This window comes from Terrabacter sp. P2_E3, assembly GCF_056403915.1.
This window is the reverse complement of sequence record NZ_JBFUEN010000002.1, coordinates 211,893-228,678: the sequence shown is the minus strand read 5'-3', so window position 1 is coordinate 228,678 and position 16,786 is coordinate 211,893. Positions and strand designations below refer to the sequence as shown.

Annotated in this window: 18 protein-coding genes; 4 read left to right on the top strand and 14 right to left on the bottom strand. The window is 70.2% G+C overall.

Annotated features, from left to right (window positions below; all coding sequences use genetic code 11):
• Positions 1-11: 11 nt before the first annotated feature.
• The 8 genes from rplB to AC1DW8_RS02815 form a co-directional block, all read right to left on the bottom strand.
• Positions 12-848, bottom strand: a complete 837-nt coding sequence (gene rplB / locus AC1DW8_RS02850) for a 50S ribosomal protein L2 (protein WP_020143241.1) — start codon at positions 846-848, stop codon at positions 12-14.
• 28 nt (positions 849-876) lie between these two features.
• Positions 877-1,176, bottom strand: a complete 300-nt coding sequence (gene rplW / locus AC1DW8_RS02845) for a 50S ribosomal protein L23 (RefSeq protein WP_056771080.1) — start codon at positions 1,174-1,176, stop codon at positions 877-879.
• The gene (gene rplD / locus AC1DW8_RS02840; RefSeq protein ID WP_056752799.1) at positions 1,173-1,808 is read right to left on the bottom strand and encodes a 50S ribosomal protein L4; all 636 of its coding nucleotides are present in this window, start codon (positions 1,806-1,808) and stop codon (positions 1,173-1,175) included. The genes rplW and rplD overlap by 4 nt, the downstream gene beginning before the upstream one ends.
• Positions 1,805-2,458: a 50S ribosomal protein L3 gene (gene rplC, locus AC1DW8_RS02835; RefSeq protein WP_056822086.1), complete on the bottom strand. Its 654-nt coding sequence runs from the start codon at positions 2,456-2,458 to the stop codon at positions 1,805-1,807. Before rplC ends, rplD begins: the two co-directional genes overlap by 4 nt.
• A gap of 13 nt (positions 2,459-2,471) precedes the next feature.
• Positions 2,472-2,780, bottom strand: a complete 309-nt coding sequence (rpsJ, locus tag AC1DW8_RS02830; protein WP_009775966.1) for a 30S ribosomal protein S10 — start codon at positions 2,778-2,780, stop codon at positions 2,472-2,474.
• A gap of 329 nt (positions 2,781-3,109) precedes the next feature.
• Positions 3,110-3,508, bottom strand: coding sequence for a thiol-disulfide oxidoreductase DCC family protein (locus tag AC1DW8_RS02825; RefSeq protein WP_200961744.1), 399 nt, complete (start codon positions 3,506-3,508; stop codon positions 3,110-3,112).
• Between the two features lie 127 nt (positions 3,509-3,635).
• Positions 3,636-4,940: a M18 family aminopeptidase gene (locus AC1DW8_RS02820; RefSeq protein ID WP_056771089.1), complete on the bottom strand. Its 1,305-nt coding sequence runs from the start codon at positions 4,938-4,940 to the stop codon at positions 3,636-3,638.
• Positions 4,941-5,008: 68 nt separating this feature from the next.
• Positions 5,009-5,512 (bottom strand): hypothetical protein, encoded by a 504-nt coding sequence (locus tag AC1DW8_RS02815; RefSeq protein ID WP_157623280.1) that lies wholly within the window; start codon positions 5,510-5,512, stop codon positions 5,009-5,011.
• Between the two features lie 409 nt (positions 5,513-5,921).
• Here AC1DW8_RS02815 and AC1DW8_RS02810 point away from each other — a divergent pair, with 409 nt between their 5' ends.
• The 4 genes from AC1DW8_RS02810 to AC1DW8_RS02795 all read left to right on the top strand — a co-directional run bounded on the left by AC1DW8_RS02810 (position 5,922) and on the right by AC1DW8_RS02795 (position 9,309).
• Positions 5,922-6,671: a DUF2785 domain-containing protein gene (locus AC1DW8_RS02810; protein ID WP_056771093.1), complete on the top strand. Its 750-nt coding sequence runs from the start codon at positions 5,922-5,924 to the stop codon at positions 6,669-6,671.
• 108 nt (positions 6,672-6,779) lie between these two features.
• Positions 6,780-7,928, top strand: coding sequence for a WXG100 family type VII secretion target (locus AC1DW8_RS02805; protein WP_478091704.1), 1,149 nt, complete (start codon positions 6,780-6,782; stop codon positions 7,926-7,928).
• Positions 7,925-8,416, top strand: a complete 492-nt coding sequence (locus AC1DW8_RS02800) for a hypothetical protein (RefSeq protein WP_056771099.1) — start codon at positions 7,925-7,927, stop codon at positions 8,414-8,416. The genes AC1DW8_RS02805 and AC1DW8_RS02800 overlap by 4 nt, the downstream gene beginning before the upstream one ends.
• A gap of 62 nt (positions 8,417-8,478) precedes the next feature.
• Positions 8,479-9,309: a class I SAM-dependent methyltransferase gene (locus tag AC1DW8_RS02795; protein WP_056771102.1), complete on the top strand. Its 831-nt coding sequence runs from the start codon at positions 8,479-8,481 to the stop codon at positions 9,307-9,309.
• A gap of 274 nt (positions 9,310-9,583) precedes the next feature.
• Here AC1DW8_RS02795 and tuf read toward each other — a convergent pair whose 3' ends face one another.
• The 6 genes from tuf to dacB all read right to left on the bottom strand — a co-directional run bounded on the left by tuf (position 9,584) and on the right by dacB (position 16,585).
• Complete coding sequence (gene tuf / locus AC1DW8_RS02790) at positions 9,584-10,780, bottom strand: elongation factor Tu (RefSeq protein WP_020143252.1); 1,197 nt, start codon at positions 10,778-10,780, stop codon at positions 9,584-9,586.
• Positions 10,781-10,884: 104 nt separating this feature from the next.
• The gene (gene fusA, locus AC1DW8_RS02785; RefSeq protein ID WP_056771105.1) at positions 10,885-13,002 is read right to left on the bottom strand and encodes an elongation factor G; all 2,118 of its coding nucleotides are present in this window, start codon (positions 13,000-13,002) and stop codon (positions 10,885-10,887) included.
• Positions 13,003-13,135: 133 nt separating this feature from the next.
• Complete coding sequence (gene rpsG, locus AC1DW8_RS02780) at positions 13,136-13,606, bottom strand: 30S ribosomal protein S7 (protein WP_020143254.1); 471 nt, start codon at positions 13,604-13,606, stop codon at positions 13,136-13,138.
• Positions 13,606-13,980 (bottom strand): 30S ribosomal protein S12, encoded by a 375-nt coding sequence (rpsL, locus tag AC1DW8_RS02775; protein ID WP_020143255.1) that lies wholly within the window; start codon positions 13,978-13,980, stop codon positions 13,606-13,608. Before rpsL ends, rpsG begins: the two co-directional genes overlap by 1 nt.
• A 384-nt stretch (positions 13,981-14,364) precedes the next feature.
• A complete protein-coding gene (locus AC1DW8_RS02770) occupies positions 14,365-14,994 on the bottom strand; it encodes a hypothetical protein (RefSeq protein ID WP_082619361.1) in 630 nt (209 codons plus the stop codon).
• Positions 14,995-15,028: 34 nt separating this feature from the next.
• Positions 15,029-16,585 carry a D-alanyl-D-alanine carboxypeptidase/D-alanyl-D-alanine endopeptidase gene (gene dacB / locus AC1DW8_RS02765; protein WP_056771108.1) on the bottom strand — a complete coding sequence of 519 codons (1,557 nt, stop codon included), beginning with the start codon at positions 16,583-16,585 and terminating at the stop codon, positions 15,029-15,031.
• Positions 16,586-16,786: the final 201 nt, after the last annotated feature.

Sequence of the window (16,786 nt, the reverse complement as noted above, 5' to 3'; positions counted from 1 at the left end):
AAGGCTCCTTATCAGCGCTTCTTGCCAGTACGGCGGCGACGAACGATGAGCTTGTCGCTTTCCTTGTGTCCCTTGCGGGTCCGGCCCTCGGCCTGACCCCACGGGCTGACGGGGTGACGTCCACCGGACGTCTTGCCCTCACCACCACCGTGCGGGTGGTCGACCGGGTTCATGGCGACACCACGGACGGTCGGGCGCTTGCCCTTCCAGCGCATGCGGCCGGCCTTGCCCCAGTTGATGTTGCTCTGCTCGGCGTTGCCCACCTCGCCGACGGTCGCGCGGCAGCGCGCGTCGACGTTGCGGATCTCACCGGACGGCATACGCAGCTGGGCGTAGGGGCCGTCCTTGGCGACGAGCTGCACGCGAGCACCCGCGGAGCGGGCGATCTTCGCGCCGCCACCGGGCTTGAGCTCGATCGCGTGGACGACCGTACCCACCGGGATGTTGCGCAGCGGAAGCGAGTTGCCCGGCTTGATGTCGGCCGCGGGGCCGTTCTCGATCGGGTCGCCCTGCTTCAGCTTGTTCGGAGCCAGGATGTAGCGCTTCTCGCCGTCGGAGTACTGGACGAGCGCGATGCGCGCGGTGCGGTTGGGGTCGTACTCGATGTGAGCGACCTTGGCCGGCACGCCGTCCTTGTCATGGCGACGGAAGTCGATGACGCGGTAGGCACGCTTGTGGCCACCACCGATGTGACGCGTGGTGATGCGGCCAGCGTTGTTGCGGCCACCCGTCTTCGACAGGGGGCGGACGAGCGACTTCTCCGGGGTGGAACGCGTGATCTCGACGAAGTCGGCGACCGACGAGCCACGACGGCCCGGCGTGGTCGGCTTGTACTTACGGATACCCATGTTCGTGTGTCCTTATTCTTCGTCGATCTCAGGCGCCCGCACCGAAGATGTCGATCGTTCCCTCGCGGAGGGAGACGATCGCACGCTTGGTGTCCTTGCGCTTGCCGAGGCCGAAACGGGTGCGACGGGTCTTGCCCTGACGGTTCAGGGTGTGGACCTTGTCGACCTTGACGTTGAAGATCTGCTCGATGGCGATCTTGATCTCCGTCTTGTTCGCACGGGGGTCGACGATGAAGGTGTACTTGCCCTCGTCGAGCAGACCGTACGACTTCTCGGAGACGACCGGCGCGATCAGGATGTCGCGGGGGTCCTTGGTGTGGATGCTCACTTGGTGGCCTCCTTGTCGGCCTTGTCAGCCTTCACGGGACCGGCGACGAACGCGTCGAGGGCGGCCTGGGTGAAGACGATGTCGTCGGCGCACAGGACGTCGTACGTGTTGAGCTGGTCGGCGACCAGGACGTGGACGTTCTGCAGGTTGCGGACCGACTTGAACGCCACCTCGTCACCGCGCTCGAGCACGACGAGCAGGTTGGGGCGCTCGGTCAGACCGGCGAGCAGCGCGGCGGCGTCCTTCGCCGAGGGCAGGTCGCCCGAGACGATGGAGTCGACGACGTGGATGCGGTCGAAGCGGGCCCGGTCGGAGAGGGCACCGCGCAGGGCGGCGGCCTTCATCTTCTTGGGGGTGCGCTGCGAGTAGTCACGCGGCTGCGGGCCGTGGACGACGCCACCGCCGGCGAACTGCGGGGCGCGGGTCGAGCCCTGACGGGCGCGACCGGTGCCCTTCTGGCGGTAGGGCTTGCGCCCACCGCCGCGGACCTCGCCGCGGGTCTTCGTCGAGTGCGTGCCCTGACGAGCGGCCGCGAGCTGCGCCACCACGACCTGGTGGATCAGCGGGACGTTGGTCTGGACGTCGAAGATGTCAGCGGGAAGCGTGGGGGTCTTCGTGGCCATGTGGATCATGCACCCTTCGCAGCCGTACGGATCAGGACGATGCCACCGCGGGGGCCGGGAACGGCACCCTTGATGAGCAGGAGGCCCTTCTCGGCGTCAACGGCGTGGATCTGGAGGTTCTGGGTCGTCTGGCGAACGCCACCCATGCGACCAGCCATGCGCATGCCCTTGAAGACACGGCCCGGGGTCGAGCAGCCGCCGATGGAGCCTGGCTTGCGGTGGTTGCGGTGCGAACCGTGGGAGGAGCTGACGCCGTGGAAGCCGTGACGCTTCATGACACCGGCGAAGCCCTTGCCCTTGGTCGTGCCCGTCGCGTCGACGCGCTGGCCGGCCTCGAAGGACTCGGCCGTGATCTCCTGGCCGAGCTCGTAGGCGGCGGCGTCGGCCGTGCGGAGCTCGACGAGGTGACGGCGCGGCGTGACGCCGGCCTTCTCGAAGTGGCCGCTCATGGGCTTGTTCACCTTGCGCGGGTCGATCGCACCGAAGGCGATCTGGACCGCGGAGTAGCCGTCGGTCTCGTCGGCACGCACCTGCGTCACGACGCAGGGGCCGGCCTTGACCACGGTCACGGGGACGAGCTTGTTGTCTGCGTCCCACACCTGGGTCATGCCGAGCTTCTCGCCGAGCACGCCCTTGACGTTCTTCTGAGCAACAGTCATCTCTACAACCGCCTCAGAGCTTGATCTCGATGTTGACGTCCGCCGGCAGGTCGAGACGCATCAGCGAGTCGACGGCCTTGGGCGTCGGGTCGATGATGTCGATGAGGCGCTTGTGCGTGCGCATCTCGAAGTGCTCGCGGCTGTCCTTGTACTTGTGCGGCGACCGGATGACGACGAAGACGTTCTTCTCCGTCGGCAGCGGGACGGGTCCCACCACGGTCGCGCCGGCGCGCGTCACTGTGTCAACGATCTTCCGCGCCGAGTTGTCGATGACCTCGTGGTCGTACGACTTCAGCCGGATGCGGATCTTCTGTCCCGCCATCTGATGAACGTCTCTCTCTCGCTTCTGACTACCGGTTCCCTTGGCCATCCGACCCCCGAGGTCGGGCGTGTCGCGCCCGCTTCGCGGTGAAAGGTGCGCACCTGAGTGCCACTTTCGTGTGGATTGCCCGGCCGAACCGGGTAACTTGCGCTTCCCTCGGGCCTCCGAGAGGAGTCCGGGCGAGTCCCCGTCAGGAGGCTCTCAAGGGGCGGCGGCACCGACATGGGTCAGCGACGCGCGTCAAGCAACCTGAACAGTGTGCCAGAGCGCGCACCGCACTATCAAATCGAGCCGGGCCGTCACTGCAGGGCCGTGCACGTGGCGCGTCGTCAGGCGGCAGGGCGGGCGCACGCGGCGGTGCCACCCGGCAGCTGGTGCCGGTGCGCGGCCACCCAGCGGTAGGCCTTGGCGGCCACCCACGAGATCCCCGGCGCCATGAGGAGGTGGCCGGCAGGTCGCCAGGCCGGGGCGCCGTGGGTCGCGGCGCTCGCGATCGCGCGGTGACCCGATAGGACGCGGCCGTCGGCGGTGATGAACTGGGCCGCCTCGTCACAGTCCTGCGCGGTGAGTCCCACTGCGGCGAGGTCGAGCGACTGCCAGGGACGCACGTCGTAGCGCTGGCGCCGGTCGACCCATCGCTCGATGAACCGCACGCTGCGCGTGCAGAACCCGCAGTCGGCGTCGTAGACGAGGGTCGGCCGGTCCGGCACGACGAGCGTGGTCTCCACGCCTTGATCATCGCACCCCGCAGCAGCAGGTCCGCACGGAGCCACCCCGGCCGAGGACGTATGCCGTCGCGCCCGGGTGGCCACGGACCGTCCCGCGGGAGCGTGCTGCGACTCCCCCGCCGCGTGCTCAGGCGGGGGCGAGGAACGCGCTCAGCGCTCCGGCATACATCGCCGGGTCCTCGGCCCCCATGAGCTCGCGCGTGCTGTGCATCGACAGGGCCGCCGCCCCGAAGTCGACGGTCGTCGCGCCCGTCAGGGACGACGTCACCGGCCCGACCGTCGACCCGCACGGCAGGTCGCTGCGGGTCACGAAGGTCTGCATGGGGACGCCGGCCTGCTCGCAGGCGAGGCGGAACGCCGCCGCACCGACCGAGTCGGTCGCGTAGCGCAGGTTGGTGTTGACCTTGAGCACGGGTCCGCCGTTGACGCGGATCTGGTGCATCGGCTCGTGGCGGTCGGCGTAGTTGGGGTGGGTGGCGTGGCCCATGTCGCCGGACGCGATGACCGTCGCTGCCAGGGCGCGCCAGTAGTCGTCGCGGGTGCCGCCGCCGGCCGTGACGATGCGTTCGAGCACCGAGGGCAGCAGCGTCGAGGTGGCGCCGCGCTCGGACGTGCTGCCGATCTCCTCGTGGTCGAAGAGCACGAGGACCGGCACGTGGGCGGGCTCGGTGGCCACGGCGTCGAGCAGCGCCCGCACACCGGCATACGACGTCGCGAGGTTGTCGAGGCGCGGGGCCGCGATGAGCTCCCGCGCCCGACCGAGGCGGGTGGACGGCTGGACCGGGTGGGTCATGACGTCCCACGACAGCACGTCCTCGCGGTCGACCCCGACCTGCTCGGCGAGGTAGCCGACGAAGTCGCCGGGCTCGTCGCCGACGCCCCAGAGCGGCTCCATGTGGGCCTGCTTGTTGAGGGTGAGCGCCTCGTTCTGGGTGCGGTCGAGGTGGATGGCGAGCTGCGCGACGCGCAGCAGCGCGTCCCGCCCGTGGAAGATCCGCGACTCGACGCCGTCGGCGCCGCGCACGGCGACCCGGCCGGCGAGTCCGAGGTCGCGGTCCAGCCACGAGCTGAGGATGAGGCCGCCGTAGGGCTCGATGCCGAGCATCTGCCAGCCGGCGCGCGCGTGGTCCGGGTTGGGCTTGACGCGCAGGTTGGGGCTGTCGGTGTGGGCCCCGACGACGCGGAAGCCCGCCGCGGGACCGGCCCCGGCCCCGTGCGCGCCGGTGGTGTCCCAGGCGATGAGCGACCCGCCCCGCACGAGGTAGCGCCGGCCCGGCTCGGTGGGCCACGGCTCGGTCTCGACGACCTCGGTGAAGCCCTCCGCGACGAGCCGCGCCGCCGCCTGCTCGCACGCGTGGAACGGCGTCGGTGAGGCGTCGACGTAGTCGATGAGGCCCTGGGCTTCGGTGTCGGTGTCGAACGAGTGCGCCATGGCTCCCGACCCTATCCGCCGGTCGGCCGGCGGCTCGGGTCGGGCCGGGCCGGAGGGGGCGCGCGGGGTCAGGCGCGGCGCAGGGTCCGCAGGATGCCGTCGGCGATGGCGTCGGCGGCATCCCAGTCGGAGGCCGAGACGGTGATGTAGGTGACGTGCCCGTCCAGCTGGACGGCGAGGGACCGGCTCGCGACGATCATCGTCGCGAGGGGCACCCGCGACTTCGCGACGAGGGCCTCGCCGACCGCCGTCGTCGTGCGGTCGACGCGGTCGACCGAGGCGCCGGCCAGCTCCAGCTGGGAGCGCAGGTCGGCGGCACTCGGCAGACGGGTGCCGGGTGTCGGGATGACGGACACGTTGTCGGCGAACCCGTGGCGCGGGCGGCCCATGACCATGACGTCGATGGCGGTGCCGACCCGCCTCATGAACTCGTCCGCGGTCATCCCGGACTGCTCGGCGAGCGTCCGGAACGAGTCCGGCAGCACGGAGGCTCCGGCGCGAGTGGCGGACGACGGGTCGATGGCCTGCCACCCGTCCGGCACCTCGAAGGACAGGCCCGCCCTCCGAGCCATGACGCGACCCGCGACGACCACCGGCGCGGCAGGGTCCGACGTCGCCGTGGCCACGGTCGCGGCCGGCGTGGCGGGCGAAGGGGTGGTCGGGCCTGGGTCGGTCGGTGCCCGGGGCGTCAGGTCACCGGTCGACGGACCTGCTGGCGATCCCGCCTGAGGCAGGGTGAAGGCGGAACCGCCGTCCTTGGCGCACCCGGACACGGAGAGCGCCAGCACGACGCCGAGCACCGAGGCCCACCGGCTCCCTCTCCCACGGCCGGATCCCCTGCCACCTGCCGGACGGCGGGTGCGGCGCGCCGACACCCTCTCCCCTGTCGAGACCCTGCGGCCAGTCATACGGCATCGGCGCACCGGCGGCAACGAACGTCGGCGCGGCCACGCCGTGGGGGCGAGTGGCAGGATCGCCCGCATGCCCGAGACCACGCTGCGTTCCCTCGTCGACGACCTGGCCTCCCCCGACCCCGCGGTGCGGGACGACAGGGCGTATGCCGCCCTGGCGCGCCTCGTGCAGGAGGGCGCCCTCGGCGCGGACGACCGCTCGTGGCTCGCCGTGGAGATGCTCGAGCGGCTCGACCACTCACGGGTGGAGGCGCGCGCCTTCGCGCCGCTCGTCCTCGCCGCGCTCGTCTCCGCCGGCGACTTCGAGCAGGGCTGGGTCGAGGACGTCACCCGGTGGTACGTCTCCGAGCAGGACCTCCGGGGGCACGACCCCGTCCTCGGGTGGGTGCACGCCGTCGCGCACGGCGCCGACTTCTTCGGGGCGTGTGGCGCCGCCGGTGTCGGCGACCCCGCGGCCCTGCTCGACGCCCTGGGTCTTCGGCTCGTCGCACCGACGACGTCCGTGTGGCGCGACCAGGAGGACGATCGGCTCGCCTGCGCGATCGCCCTCGTGCTGACCCGCGACGACGTCGACGAGGCCACGGCCATCGGGTGGCTCGGTCACTCCCGCGCGATGTTCGCAGCGGGATCTCCGGGCCCGGTGCCCGCCGAGGCGAGCAACACGATGCGGACGCTGCGCTCGCTGCACGTGGCCCTCGATGAGCAGGTGCTCCGGGACGGTGAGCCGGTCGCCGTGCCGCACGCGGAGCCGGTCCGACGCGAGATCGCCTCGCTCCTGGCCGATGTGACGCCGTGGTTCTGGCGGCCGCGGACCGCCTGAGACGGGGAGAGCTCCCCATTGGCCGAGCCGGCCCACCCTGCCTAGGGTTTGGGGAGCGGCCACGCCTCGGTCGCCACGGACGCCGACAGCTCGGGGAGGGCATCAGCCGTGGTCGTGTACAAGAAGGGCGCCGATCCTGACGTCCTCGATCGCAGCGCCGGCGAGCTCGACCGCTTCGCGGGCGAGTGCCGGGCGGTACGCAACGCCGTCGACCACGCGTTCGGCGCGCTCGGAACCGCTTGGGGCGGAAGGGACTTCGACTCCTTCCGTGGCGACTGGCGGTCGTCCGCCCCCAGCATCGACGCACTGGAGCGCGCCCTGCACGGCCTCGGCGCGAAGCTGCGCGAGAACGCCGCGAAGCAGCGCGGTACCAGCGGGAACGGCGGTGGGACAAGCGGATCCGGCGGCACCGCAGGCGGAGTTCCCTTCGGCGCCGGCGTCCCGATGTCGTTCGGTCCCACGCCCTCACCGTCGCCGGGACCCGCGCCCACCCCGTCCTCTCCTCCGCCACCTGCCACGACGGGCACGGGTGGCCCCGTCGACGGCTACGACTTCGGTGAGCCGACGAAGCCCGACATCGAGTGGGACGAGGGGTTCGAGTACGGCTCCAAGGACTCGAACTGGCACGACCACATCGCCAAGCTCGAGTGGATGGCGAAGCTCGAGGGTGGCCGCATCGTCAAGTCGGACCTCGACGACGCGACGGCGATGTATGCCCACTACTGGGACAACAACGGCGAGCCGATGCGGTTCGACTACGAGGAGGGCTACCAGGAGGACCCGTCGATCGCGGCCAACGTCAACTCGGAGGTCGCCCGCACCGCCGCGGCCGTCGACGAGATGGTCCGCAACGGCAACTCGCACTTCAGCATCACCGGGGGCGCCCACCCGGCGACCGCCTACCCGACGACCGAGAACTGGCAGAAGACGATCGGCGGCTACCAGCAGTGGAGCAGCGCCGACGTCACCGCCCTGAACGGCCAGGTCTCGATGCAGGTCACCGTGCACGCCGAGGACCACTACAACTTCAACCCCGACCAGTCCGACATCGCGAGCGGCGCCGGCGACAACGAGAACGGGCGTTTCACCGAGATCGGCTGGGCCAAGCCCTTCCCGTCGAGCGGCGACGTCACGCGTACGATCACGTGGCCGGTCGGCTCGCCGCCGCCGAGCATCGACGTGGGACCGGGGGATGTCGAGCGCACCCCGGGCCTGGGTCGGGAGGACCGAGCCGACGAACGAGGGAGCAGCCGATGAGGACCCGCCCCGCCCTGGCCGCGCTCGCGGCCGCACTGACCGTCACCGTCACCGCGGGGTGCAGCACCGACCCCACCCCCGCCACCGACCGCACGAGGAGCACCGTGAGCAGCGCGACCAAGACCGGCACCGGAGACGTGCGCACCGACCTCGAGCCGCTGACCAGGCGCTTCAGCGCGCTCGGCACGCCGGTTTCCGCGACGTGGATGTCGGGGACCCTCGGCGGCGACGCACCGGGACCGTCGACGTACTGGATCGACGCCGTCGTCGAGGTCACTCCCGAGACGGCGACCACCCTCCGCGCAGCCTCCCCGGAGCCCACCACGGAGACCCCCGACGTCGAGGACGGCGTCCGCTCCGCCCTGCCGTCGGGTCAGCTGCTCCGCTCTACCTCGCTCGACGCGCTCTTCGCCCAGGGATCCTTCCGCGCCAAGGCCTACCTCGCCGCCGACTCCGACACCGTCGTCCTCGTCGCCCTCGGCCAGTAGCTCCTCCGGATCGGCGGCCGCGCAACCTGCCGGCCGGCCCCCGCGAGGAGGACCATCGGGCCATGGACCCCTCCGAACGCCGCGCCGGCGTCGCCGCGCTCTTCGACCAGCTCGCTCCCGGCTACGACCGCAGCGGCGTGCCGTGGTTCGGGCCCATCGGTGCCCGCCTCGTCGAGCTGACCTCGCCCCGCCCCGGTGACCGCGCCCTCGACGTCGGCGCGGGTCGCGGAGCCGCGACCTTCCCGCTCGTCGACGCCGTCGGGCCAACCGGCCACGTCACCGCGGTCGACCTCTCCGCCGCGATGCTCGACCAGCTGCGCACCGAGGCCGAGACCCGAGCGGTCAGCACCCTCGACACCCGGACGGGTGAGGCCACCCCGGACACGATGCCGCCCGACACCTTCGACGTCGTCACCGCGTCTCTCGTGCTCTTCTTCGACCCCCAGCCCGCCGAGACCCTCGGCGGCTGGATCGCCCTCCTGCGCCCCGGCGGTCGTCTCGGCCTGTCGACCTTCGGTCCCACCGACCCTGCCTGGACGGCCGCCGAGGCCGTGCTCATGGCGTATGCGCCGCCCCAGGTGCTCGACGCCCGCACCACCGGTCGGACCGGCCCCTTCGCCACCACGGACTCGGTGACCGCGCTCCTCGAGTCCGCAGGAGCCACCGACGTCGACAGCCACGACGAGCCGCTCGACGTCACCCTCCCGGACGCCGCCGCCTGGCGCGCCTGGACGATGACGCTCGGCATGCGCCAGTTCTGGGCCTCCGTCCCCGACAGCGAGCTCCCGGACGCCATGGCCCTGATCGCAACCGCCCTGGAAGCGGACCGGGGCGACGACGACCAGCTGCACCTCACCCAACAGGTCCGCTACACCACCGCCACCAGACCCTGACCTCCGAGCGAGAGGCAGCCGTGCGCGCCCGAGGGTGCCCGCGGCATACGGAACCGAGGAGCGGGACGCTCGACGGCGCGAGCGGCATCGGCGGCGGCCGACGGCCGACGGCATACGAAAGCGCAGTGACGCTGGTAGCGGCCGCCGACGCTCCACGCCGCTCCGGCCGTCGGGCGTTCCGCGACCGCGTGCCCTCGGGACAGCGGTAGGGCCCGCCCCGCCGAAGCGGAACGGGCCCTACCGGAACTGCAGGTGAAGCTGGTGCTGCGTCAGATCACTTGATGATCTTGGTGACGCGACCGGCGCCGACCGTGCGGCCACCCTCACGGATGGCGAACTTGAGGCCGTCCTCCATGGCGATCGGCTGGATGAGCTCGACCGTCATGTCGGTGTTGTCGCCGGGCATGACCATCTCGGTGCCCTCGGGCAGGTGCACGACACCCGTCACGTCCGTCGTACGGAAGTAGAACTGCGGACGGTAGTTGTCGTAGAACGGCGTGTGACGGCCGCCCTCGTCCTTCGAGAGGATGTAGACCTGAGCCTCGAAGTCCGTGTGCGGGGTGATCGAGCCCGGCTTGCAGATGACCTGCCCGCGCTCGACGTCCTCGCGCTTCGTGCCACGAAGGAGCAGACCGACGTTCTCACCGGCGCGACCCTCGTCGAGGAGCTTGCGGAACATCTCGACGCCCGTGACGGTCGTCTTGGCCGGCGGACCGGTGTGGATGCCGACGATCTCGATCTCCTCGTTGACCTTGAGGATGCCGCGCTCGATACGACCGGTGACGACGGTGCCACGACCGGTGATCGTGAAGACGTCCTCGACGGGCATGAGGAACGGCTTGTCGACGTCGCGCTCGGGCTCCGGGATGGAGTTGTCGACGGCGTCCATGAGGTCGAGGACCGACTGGCCCCACTTCTCGTCGCCCTCGAGCGCCTTGAGCGCCGAGACCTGCACGACCGGGAGGTCGTCGCCCGGGAACTCGTACTGCGACAGGAGCTCACGGACCTCCATCTCGACGAGCTCGAGGATCTCCTCGTCGTCGACCATGTCGGCCTTGTTGAGCGCCACGACGATGTAGGGGACGCCGACCTGGCGGGCCAGGAGGACGTGCTCCTTCGTCTGCGGCATGGGGCCGTCGGTGGCGGCGACCACGAGGATCGCGCCGTCCATCTGAGCCGCACCCGTGATCATGTTCTTCACGTAGTCAGCGTGGCCCGGGCAGTCGACGTGGGCGTAGTGACGACCCTCCGTCTGGTACTCGATGTGCGCGATCGAGATCGTGATACCGCGCTGGCGCTCCTCGGGAGCCTTGTCGATGTCCTCGAACGCGAACTGGGGGTTCAGGTCGGGGTACTTGTCGTGCAGAACCTTGGAAATCGCAGCCGTCAGCGTCGTCTTGCCGTGGTCAATGTGACCGATGGTGCCGATGTTGACGTGCGGCTTGGTCCGCTCGAACTTTGCCTTCGCCACTGTGGTCCTCCTCAGGACTATCTCGTGTTACGCCGTACGACCAGGGCAGGACGTGGCGCTGTTGGGGTGGTTTCCGATGGAAGAGACTACGGGATGTCCCGCAGTCACTCCCCGCGGGTCTTCTTGATGATCTCCTCGGCAACGGCCTTGGGGACCTCTGCGTAGGAGTCGAACTCCATGGAGAAGCTCGCGCGGCCCTGCGTCTTGGAGCGCAGGTCGCCGACGTAGCCGAACATCTCGGACAGCGGGACGAGGCCCTTGACGACCTTGGCGCCGCTGATGTCCTCCATGCCCTGGATCTGGCCACGGCGGGAGTTGATGTCACCGATGACGTCGCCCATGTAGTCCTCGGGCGTACGGACCTCGACGGCCATCATCGGCTCGAGCAGGACGGGGTCCGCCTGCCTGATGGCCTCCTTGAGGACCATCGAGCCGGCGATCTTGAACGCCATCTCCGAGGAGTCGACGTCGTGGTAGGCGCCGTCGTTCAGGGTCGCCTTGATGCCCACGAGGGGGTACCCGGCGAGCACGCCGTACTGCATGGCGTCCTGGATGCCGGCGTCGACCGACGGGATGTACTCACGCGGGACGCGACCACCGGTGACACCGTTGACGAACTCGTACATCGAGCCGTCCTCGGTCTCGCCCAGGGGCTCGAAGCTGACCTGGACCTTGGCGAACTGGCCCGAGCCACCGGTCTGCTTCTTGTGCGTGTAGTCGTACTTGAGCACGGCGCGGCGGATCGTCTCGCGGTAGGCCACCTGCGGCTTGCCGACGTTGGCCTCGACCTTGAACTCGCGCTTCATGCGGTCCACGAGGATGTCGAGGTGCAGCTCGCCCATGCCGGCGATGATCGTCTGGCCGGTGTCCTCGTCGTGGTGGACCTGGAAGGTCGGGTCCTCGGCCGAGAGCTTCTGGATGGCCGTGCCGAGCTTCTCCTGGTCGCCCTTGGTCTTGGGCTCGATGGCGACCTGGATGACGGGGTCCGGGAAGGTCATCGACTCGAGCACGATCTGCTCGTTGATGTCCGACAGCGTGTCGCCGGTCGTCGTGTCCTTGAGGCCGATGGCCGCGTAGATGTGGCCGGCGAGGGCCTCCTCCACGGGGTTCTCCTTGTTGGCGTGCATCTGGAAGAGCTTCCCGATGCGCTCCTTGCGGCCCTTGGTCGAGTTGATGACGCTCGTGCCCGAGCTGATGTGGCCCGAGTAGACGCGGATGAAGGTCAGCGTGCCGAAGAACGGGTGCGTCGCGACCTTGAACGCCAGCGCGGAGAAGGGCTCCTCGGTGGACGGCGCACGGGTCAGCTCGACGGCCTCGTCGCCCGGCTTGTGACCGATCATCGGCGGCACGTCGAGCGGCGACGGGAGGTAGTCGACGACGGCGTCGAGCATCGGCTGGACGCCGCGGTTCTTGAACGCGGAGCCACAGAAGACCGGGTAGAGCTCGGAGTTGACCGTGAGCTTGCGGATGCCGGCCTTGAGCTCCTCGGGGGTCAGCTCCTCGCCACCGAGGTACTTCTCCATGAGCTCGTCGTCGGACTCGGCGACGCGCTCGACGAGGGCCATGCGGTACTCCTCGGCCTTCGCCTGGAGGTCGGCAGGGATCTCGGCGATCTCGTACTTGGCACCCATGGTCACGTCGCCCTTGGCGTCGCCGGGCCACACGAGGGCACGCATGTAGACGAGGTCGATGACACCGAGGAAGTCGTTCTCGGCACCGATCGGCAGCTGCATGACGAGCGGCTCCGCACCGAGGCGGTCCTTGATGGTCGCCACGGTGAAGTAGAAGTCGGCGCCGAGCTTGTCCATCTTGTTGACGAAGCAGATGCGCGGCACGTCGTACTTGTCGGCCTGACGCCACACCGTCTCGGACTGCGGCTCGACACCCTCCTTGCCGTCGAACACGGCGACGGCACCGTCGAGGACGCGCAGCGAGCGCTCGACCTCGACCGTGAAGTCCACGTGTCCGGGGGTGTCGATGATGTTGATCTGGGTGCCCTCCCAGAAGGAGGTCACGGCGGCAGACGTGATCGTGATGCCGCGCTCCTTCTCCTGCTCCATCCAGTCGGTCGTCGACGCACCGTCGTGGGTCTCACCGATCTTGTGGTTGACACCGGTGTAGAAGAGGATGCGCTCCGTCACCGTGGTCTTGCCAGCGTCGATGTGCGCCATGATGCCGATGTTGCGGACCTTGTTGAGGTCCGTCAGGACGTCGAGTGCCACGTCAGGTTTCTCGTCTCATTCGTCGTGGAGTGAAAATCGTGGGCGCCGTGGGCCCCGTCATGTGACGGGGCGGGCGCGTGCCCGGCGGTATGCCGTGGAGCGAGCTCCCCGGCATACCGACCGGACCGCTGGGTCACCAGCGGTAGTGCGCGAAGGCCTTGTTGGACTCGGCCATCTTGTGCGTGTCCTCGCGGCGCTTGACAGCGGCACCGAGGCCGTTGCTCGCGTCGAGGATCTCGTTCATGAGGCGCTCGGTCATCGTCTTCTCGCGACGCTGCCGCGAGTAGCCGACGAGCCAGCGGAGGGCGAGCGTGGTCGAGCGGTTCGGCTTGACCTCGATCGGCACCTGGTAGGTCGCGCCACCGACGCGACGGCTCTTGACCTCCATGGCCGGCTTGACGTTGTCGAGCGCACGCTTGAGCGTGGCGACGGGGTCGGTGCCGGTCTTCTGGCGAGCACCCTCGAGGGCGCCGTAGACGATCATCTCGGCGATCGACTTCTTGCCGTCGAGGAGGATCTTGTTGACGAGCTGCGTGACGAGCGGGCTCTGGTAGACCGGGTCGACGACGAGCGGGCGCTTCGGAGCGGGTCCCTTACGAGGCATCAGCTCTTCTCCTTCTTCGCGCCGTAACGGCTACGAGCCTGCTTGCGGTTCTTGACACCCTGGGTGTCGAGCGTGCCGCGGACGATCTTGTAACGCACACCCGGGAGGTCCTTCACACGACCACCACGCACGAGCACGATCGAGTGCTCCTGCAGGTTGTGGCCGACGCCGGGGATGTAGGCCGTGACCTCGATGCCCGAGCTGAGGCGCACGCGGGCGACCTTGCGGAGGGCAGAGTTCGGCTTCTTGGGGGTGGTGGTGTACACGCGGGTGCACACACCGCGGCGCTGGGGCGAACCCTTGAGCGCCGGGGTCTTGGCCTTGCTGGCCTTGTCCTGGCGGCCCTTGCGGACCAGCTGGTTGATGGTAGGCAACCTGGTTACTCCATAACGTTGCTCGTGGTCAGTCGCCCTGGCGGGCGGCTCCTTGACTGTTCGGCCCCTCGACCCCCGAGGTCGGGTGTGTCGGAACCGGTACTTCCCCCTGCACTCCCCTGCTTCACGACGGCCGGGAGGCCGTCGGTGGGAAGGGTTGCCCGGCGAAAGGTGTGCTCTGGACCGCAGTGATGTCACGTCCCGCGGTGAGCGGGCGGACAGGGCACCGAGGCCGTCATCGCGCATGCCTGAGTACGTGCCTCAGACACAGTGTTCAAGCGTACCGGGGCGCGGCACGCCGACCAAATCGGTTAGACCGGCCCCCACGGGGCCGATGCGGTATGCCGTCCGGCGCGCACCTCGGCACGGCACCGACGCGCCCGGTCAGCCCAGACGCCAGTCACCGGCGTACATGTGCAGCACGGGCACGCCGAGGGCCTCCCGGGCCCGGGAGGCCCAGTCGGTGTGGAAGGTGTCCTCGACGGCGTGCGGCTCGGTGACGACGACGACCTCGAGGGCGCCGAGGCGGGCCACCTCCTCGACGAGCGTCGGCATGGGGTCGTCGGCGGTGATCTCGCCGGTCGCGACGACGTCGTGGCCCCCGAACTCGGCCAGCGTCGTCGACAGCGCGGTGTCGGCATCGGTGTGGGCCTCGCTCCGGTCCACAGGCCGCAGCGAGTCGAGCGCCTCACGCATCTCGAAGAGGCTGAGGTGGTTGAGGAAGGAGCTGAGCAGGTTGCGCTCCGTGTCGGCGGGCACGAGGACCCGGTAGGTCGGCGCGTCGTCCTCGTGCAGCCCGATGATCTTGTCGACGTCGACGGGCTTGAGCGCCTCCTCGGTGAGCACGATGATCGTCGGTGCGGGACCGCTGTCGCTCTCGTCCGTGCGACGGTCGGCCGGGCCGGCAGCGGGCTCCGCGGCAGACTCGACACCAGGCGCGTCGGTGGTGGGCTCGGTCGCCGCGGGCTCGGCGGTCTCGGGCGCGTTCGGCACGTCGGCCGTGGGCTCGGTCATGCGACCACCCTACCGAGGCAGCAGGTCTCGCGGCTCAGCGGTTGGTCATGCGCCAGCGCGCGAGCAGCACGCCGAGACGGTCCTCGACCGGTCGCGGCGAGGTGGCGGAGTAGTTGCTCATCATGACGAAGACGTAGCGGCGGCCGTCAGCGCCCGTGACGTAGCCCGCGAGAGACGTGACGCCGGTCAGGCTCCCGTTCTTGGCGCGCAGGTTGCCCGCAGCCGCGGTTCCCCGCATGCGGCTCGCCAGGGTCCCGCCGGTCCATCGGACCGGGTCGGCCCCCGCGACCGGCAGCGCGGCACGGAAGGCGGGCCACCACGACGTGCGCTGGACCTTGTCGAGGAGGCTCGCGAGCTGGTTGGGGGTCAGGCGGTCGGCCCGGGCGAGTCCCGAGCCGTCGACGAACCGCAGGCCCGCGATGGGGATCCCGATGCGAGCGGCGTAGTCGCGCAGCGCCTTCGTGCCGTCGGCCCAGCTGCCCGGGCGCCCTGACCGGGCCCCGAGGGTCTTCGTGATGGCCTCGGCATGACCGTTGTTGCTCAGCTTGAGGAACGGCACGAGCAGCTGCCCCAGGGTCATCGACGCGTGCCGTGCCAGCAGCGCCTGACCGACCGGCGTCCTCCCACGCACGGCGGTCCCGTCGACCCGGATGCCAGCGGCCACGAGCCGCGCGCGCAGGGCACGCGCGGTCATGAGGGCGGGGTCGTCGACGGTGACCCACTTCTTGGCCGCCGAGTGCTCGAGCGGCACCTGGCCGGTGACGGTCAGCGTGTTGGTGCCTGCCGTTCGGGCGACCGAGATCGTGGTCGCGGACCCGGTGGCGGAGGTGCGCGACCTGTTGACCAGGCGCACGTGGGAGGCCGCGGACGCCGGCGTCACGGTGAGCCGCGGCGCGCTCGCGGTGCTCGTGCCGGGCGTCGCGGTGACGATGACGGTGCCGGCGTCGTAGTCGGTGTCGGGTGCCAGCGTCAGGGCCGACACCTGCGCGGCGTAGTAGCCCGACGCGTACGACGTCGACCAGTAGGGGTTGTAACGCACCTCGTCGAAGGCGGACGCGTCGCCGACGACGTCACCCGTGACCCGCGTGACCCCCTTGGCCCGCAGTGAGCTCGCCAGCGACGTCAGGTCGCGCTCGAGCAGCGTCGGGTCGCCGCTGCCCTTGAGGTAGAGCCGTGAGACCACTCCCCCGTTCGGCGCCGACGGGGCGTAGACGTCGGTGCGCCAGCGGTAGCCGCTGCCGAGGGTGTACATCGCCGCCGCGGCGGTGAACGTCTTCTGCGTCGACGCCGGCGCGAGCGGGGTGTTGGCGTAGCGGACGTAGACCGGCGTACGCGTGGAGGCGTCGGCCACCACGACTCCGACGTGCGCCGTCGAGGCCGTCACGCTCGGGTCGGTCATGAGCCGGCCCACCTCGCGGCGCAGGGCGGCGTCGCGCGCTGAGTAGACGGTGGCGCCGGAACCCGGTGGGGCCGTCGCCACGAGCGCGGCCACGGCGAGCATGACCACCGCGAGGAGGAACGGCCAGCGCACCGCCCGACGCGGGCCGGTTGAGCCGCGGACGACCTTGAGCGAACGAGGAGCTCCGAACATGACGACCTCCCGAGGGTGTCGCCGGCCGGCCCTGGCGCCGCCGGACTCTCACCTCGCCCGAGAGACTAGTCCGATTTGTCCGTTTCCGGCGCGCTGAAACCAACCGCCCGTCCCGGATACGCCGAGGGCCGGCTCCCCGGTCGGGGAGCCGGCCCAGCGGCATACGTGGTGGTCGTCGTCCGCCGCTCGCGCGGCGGACGG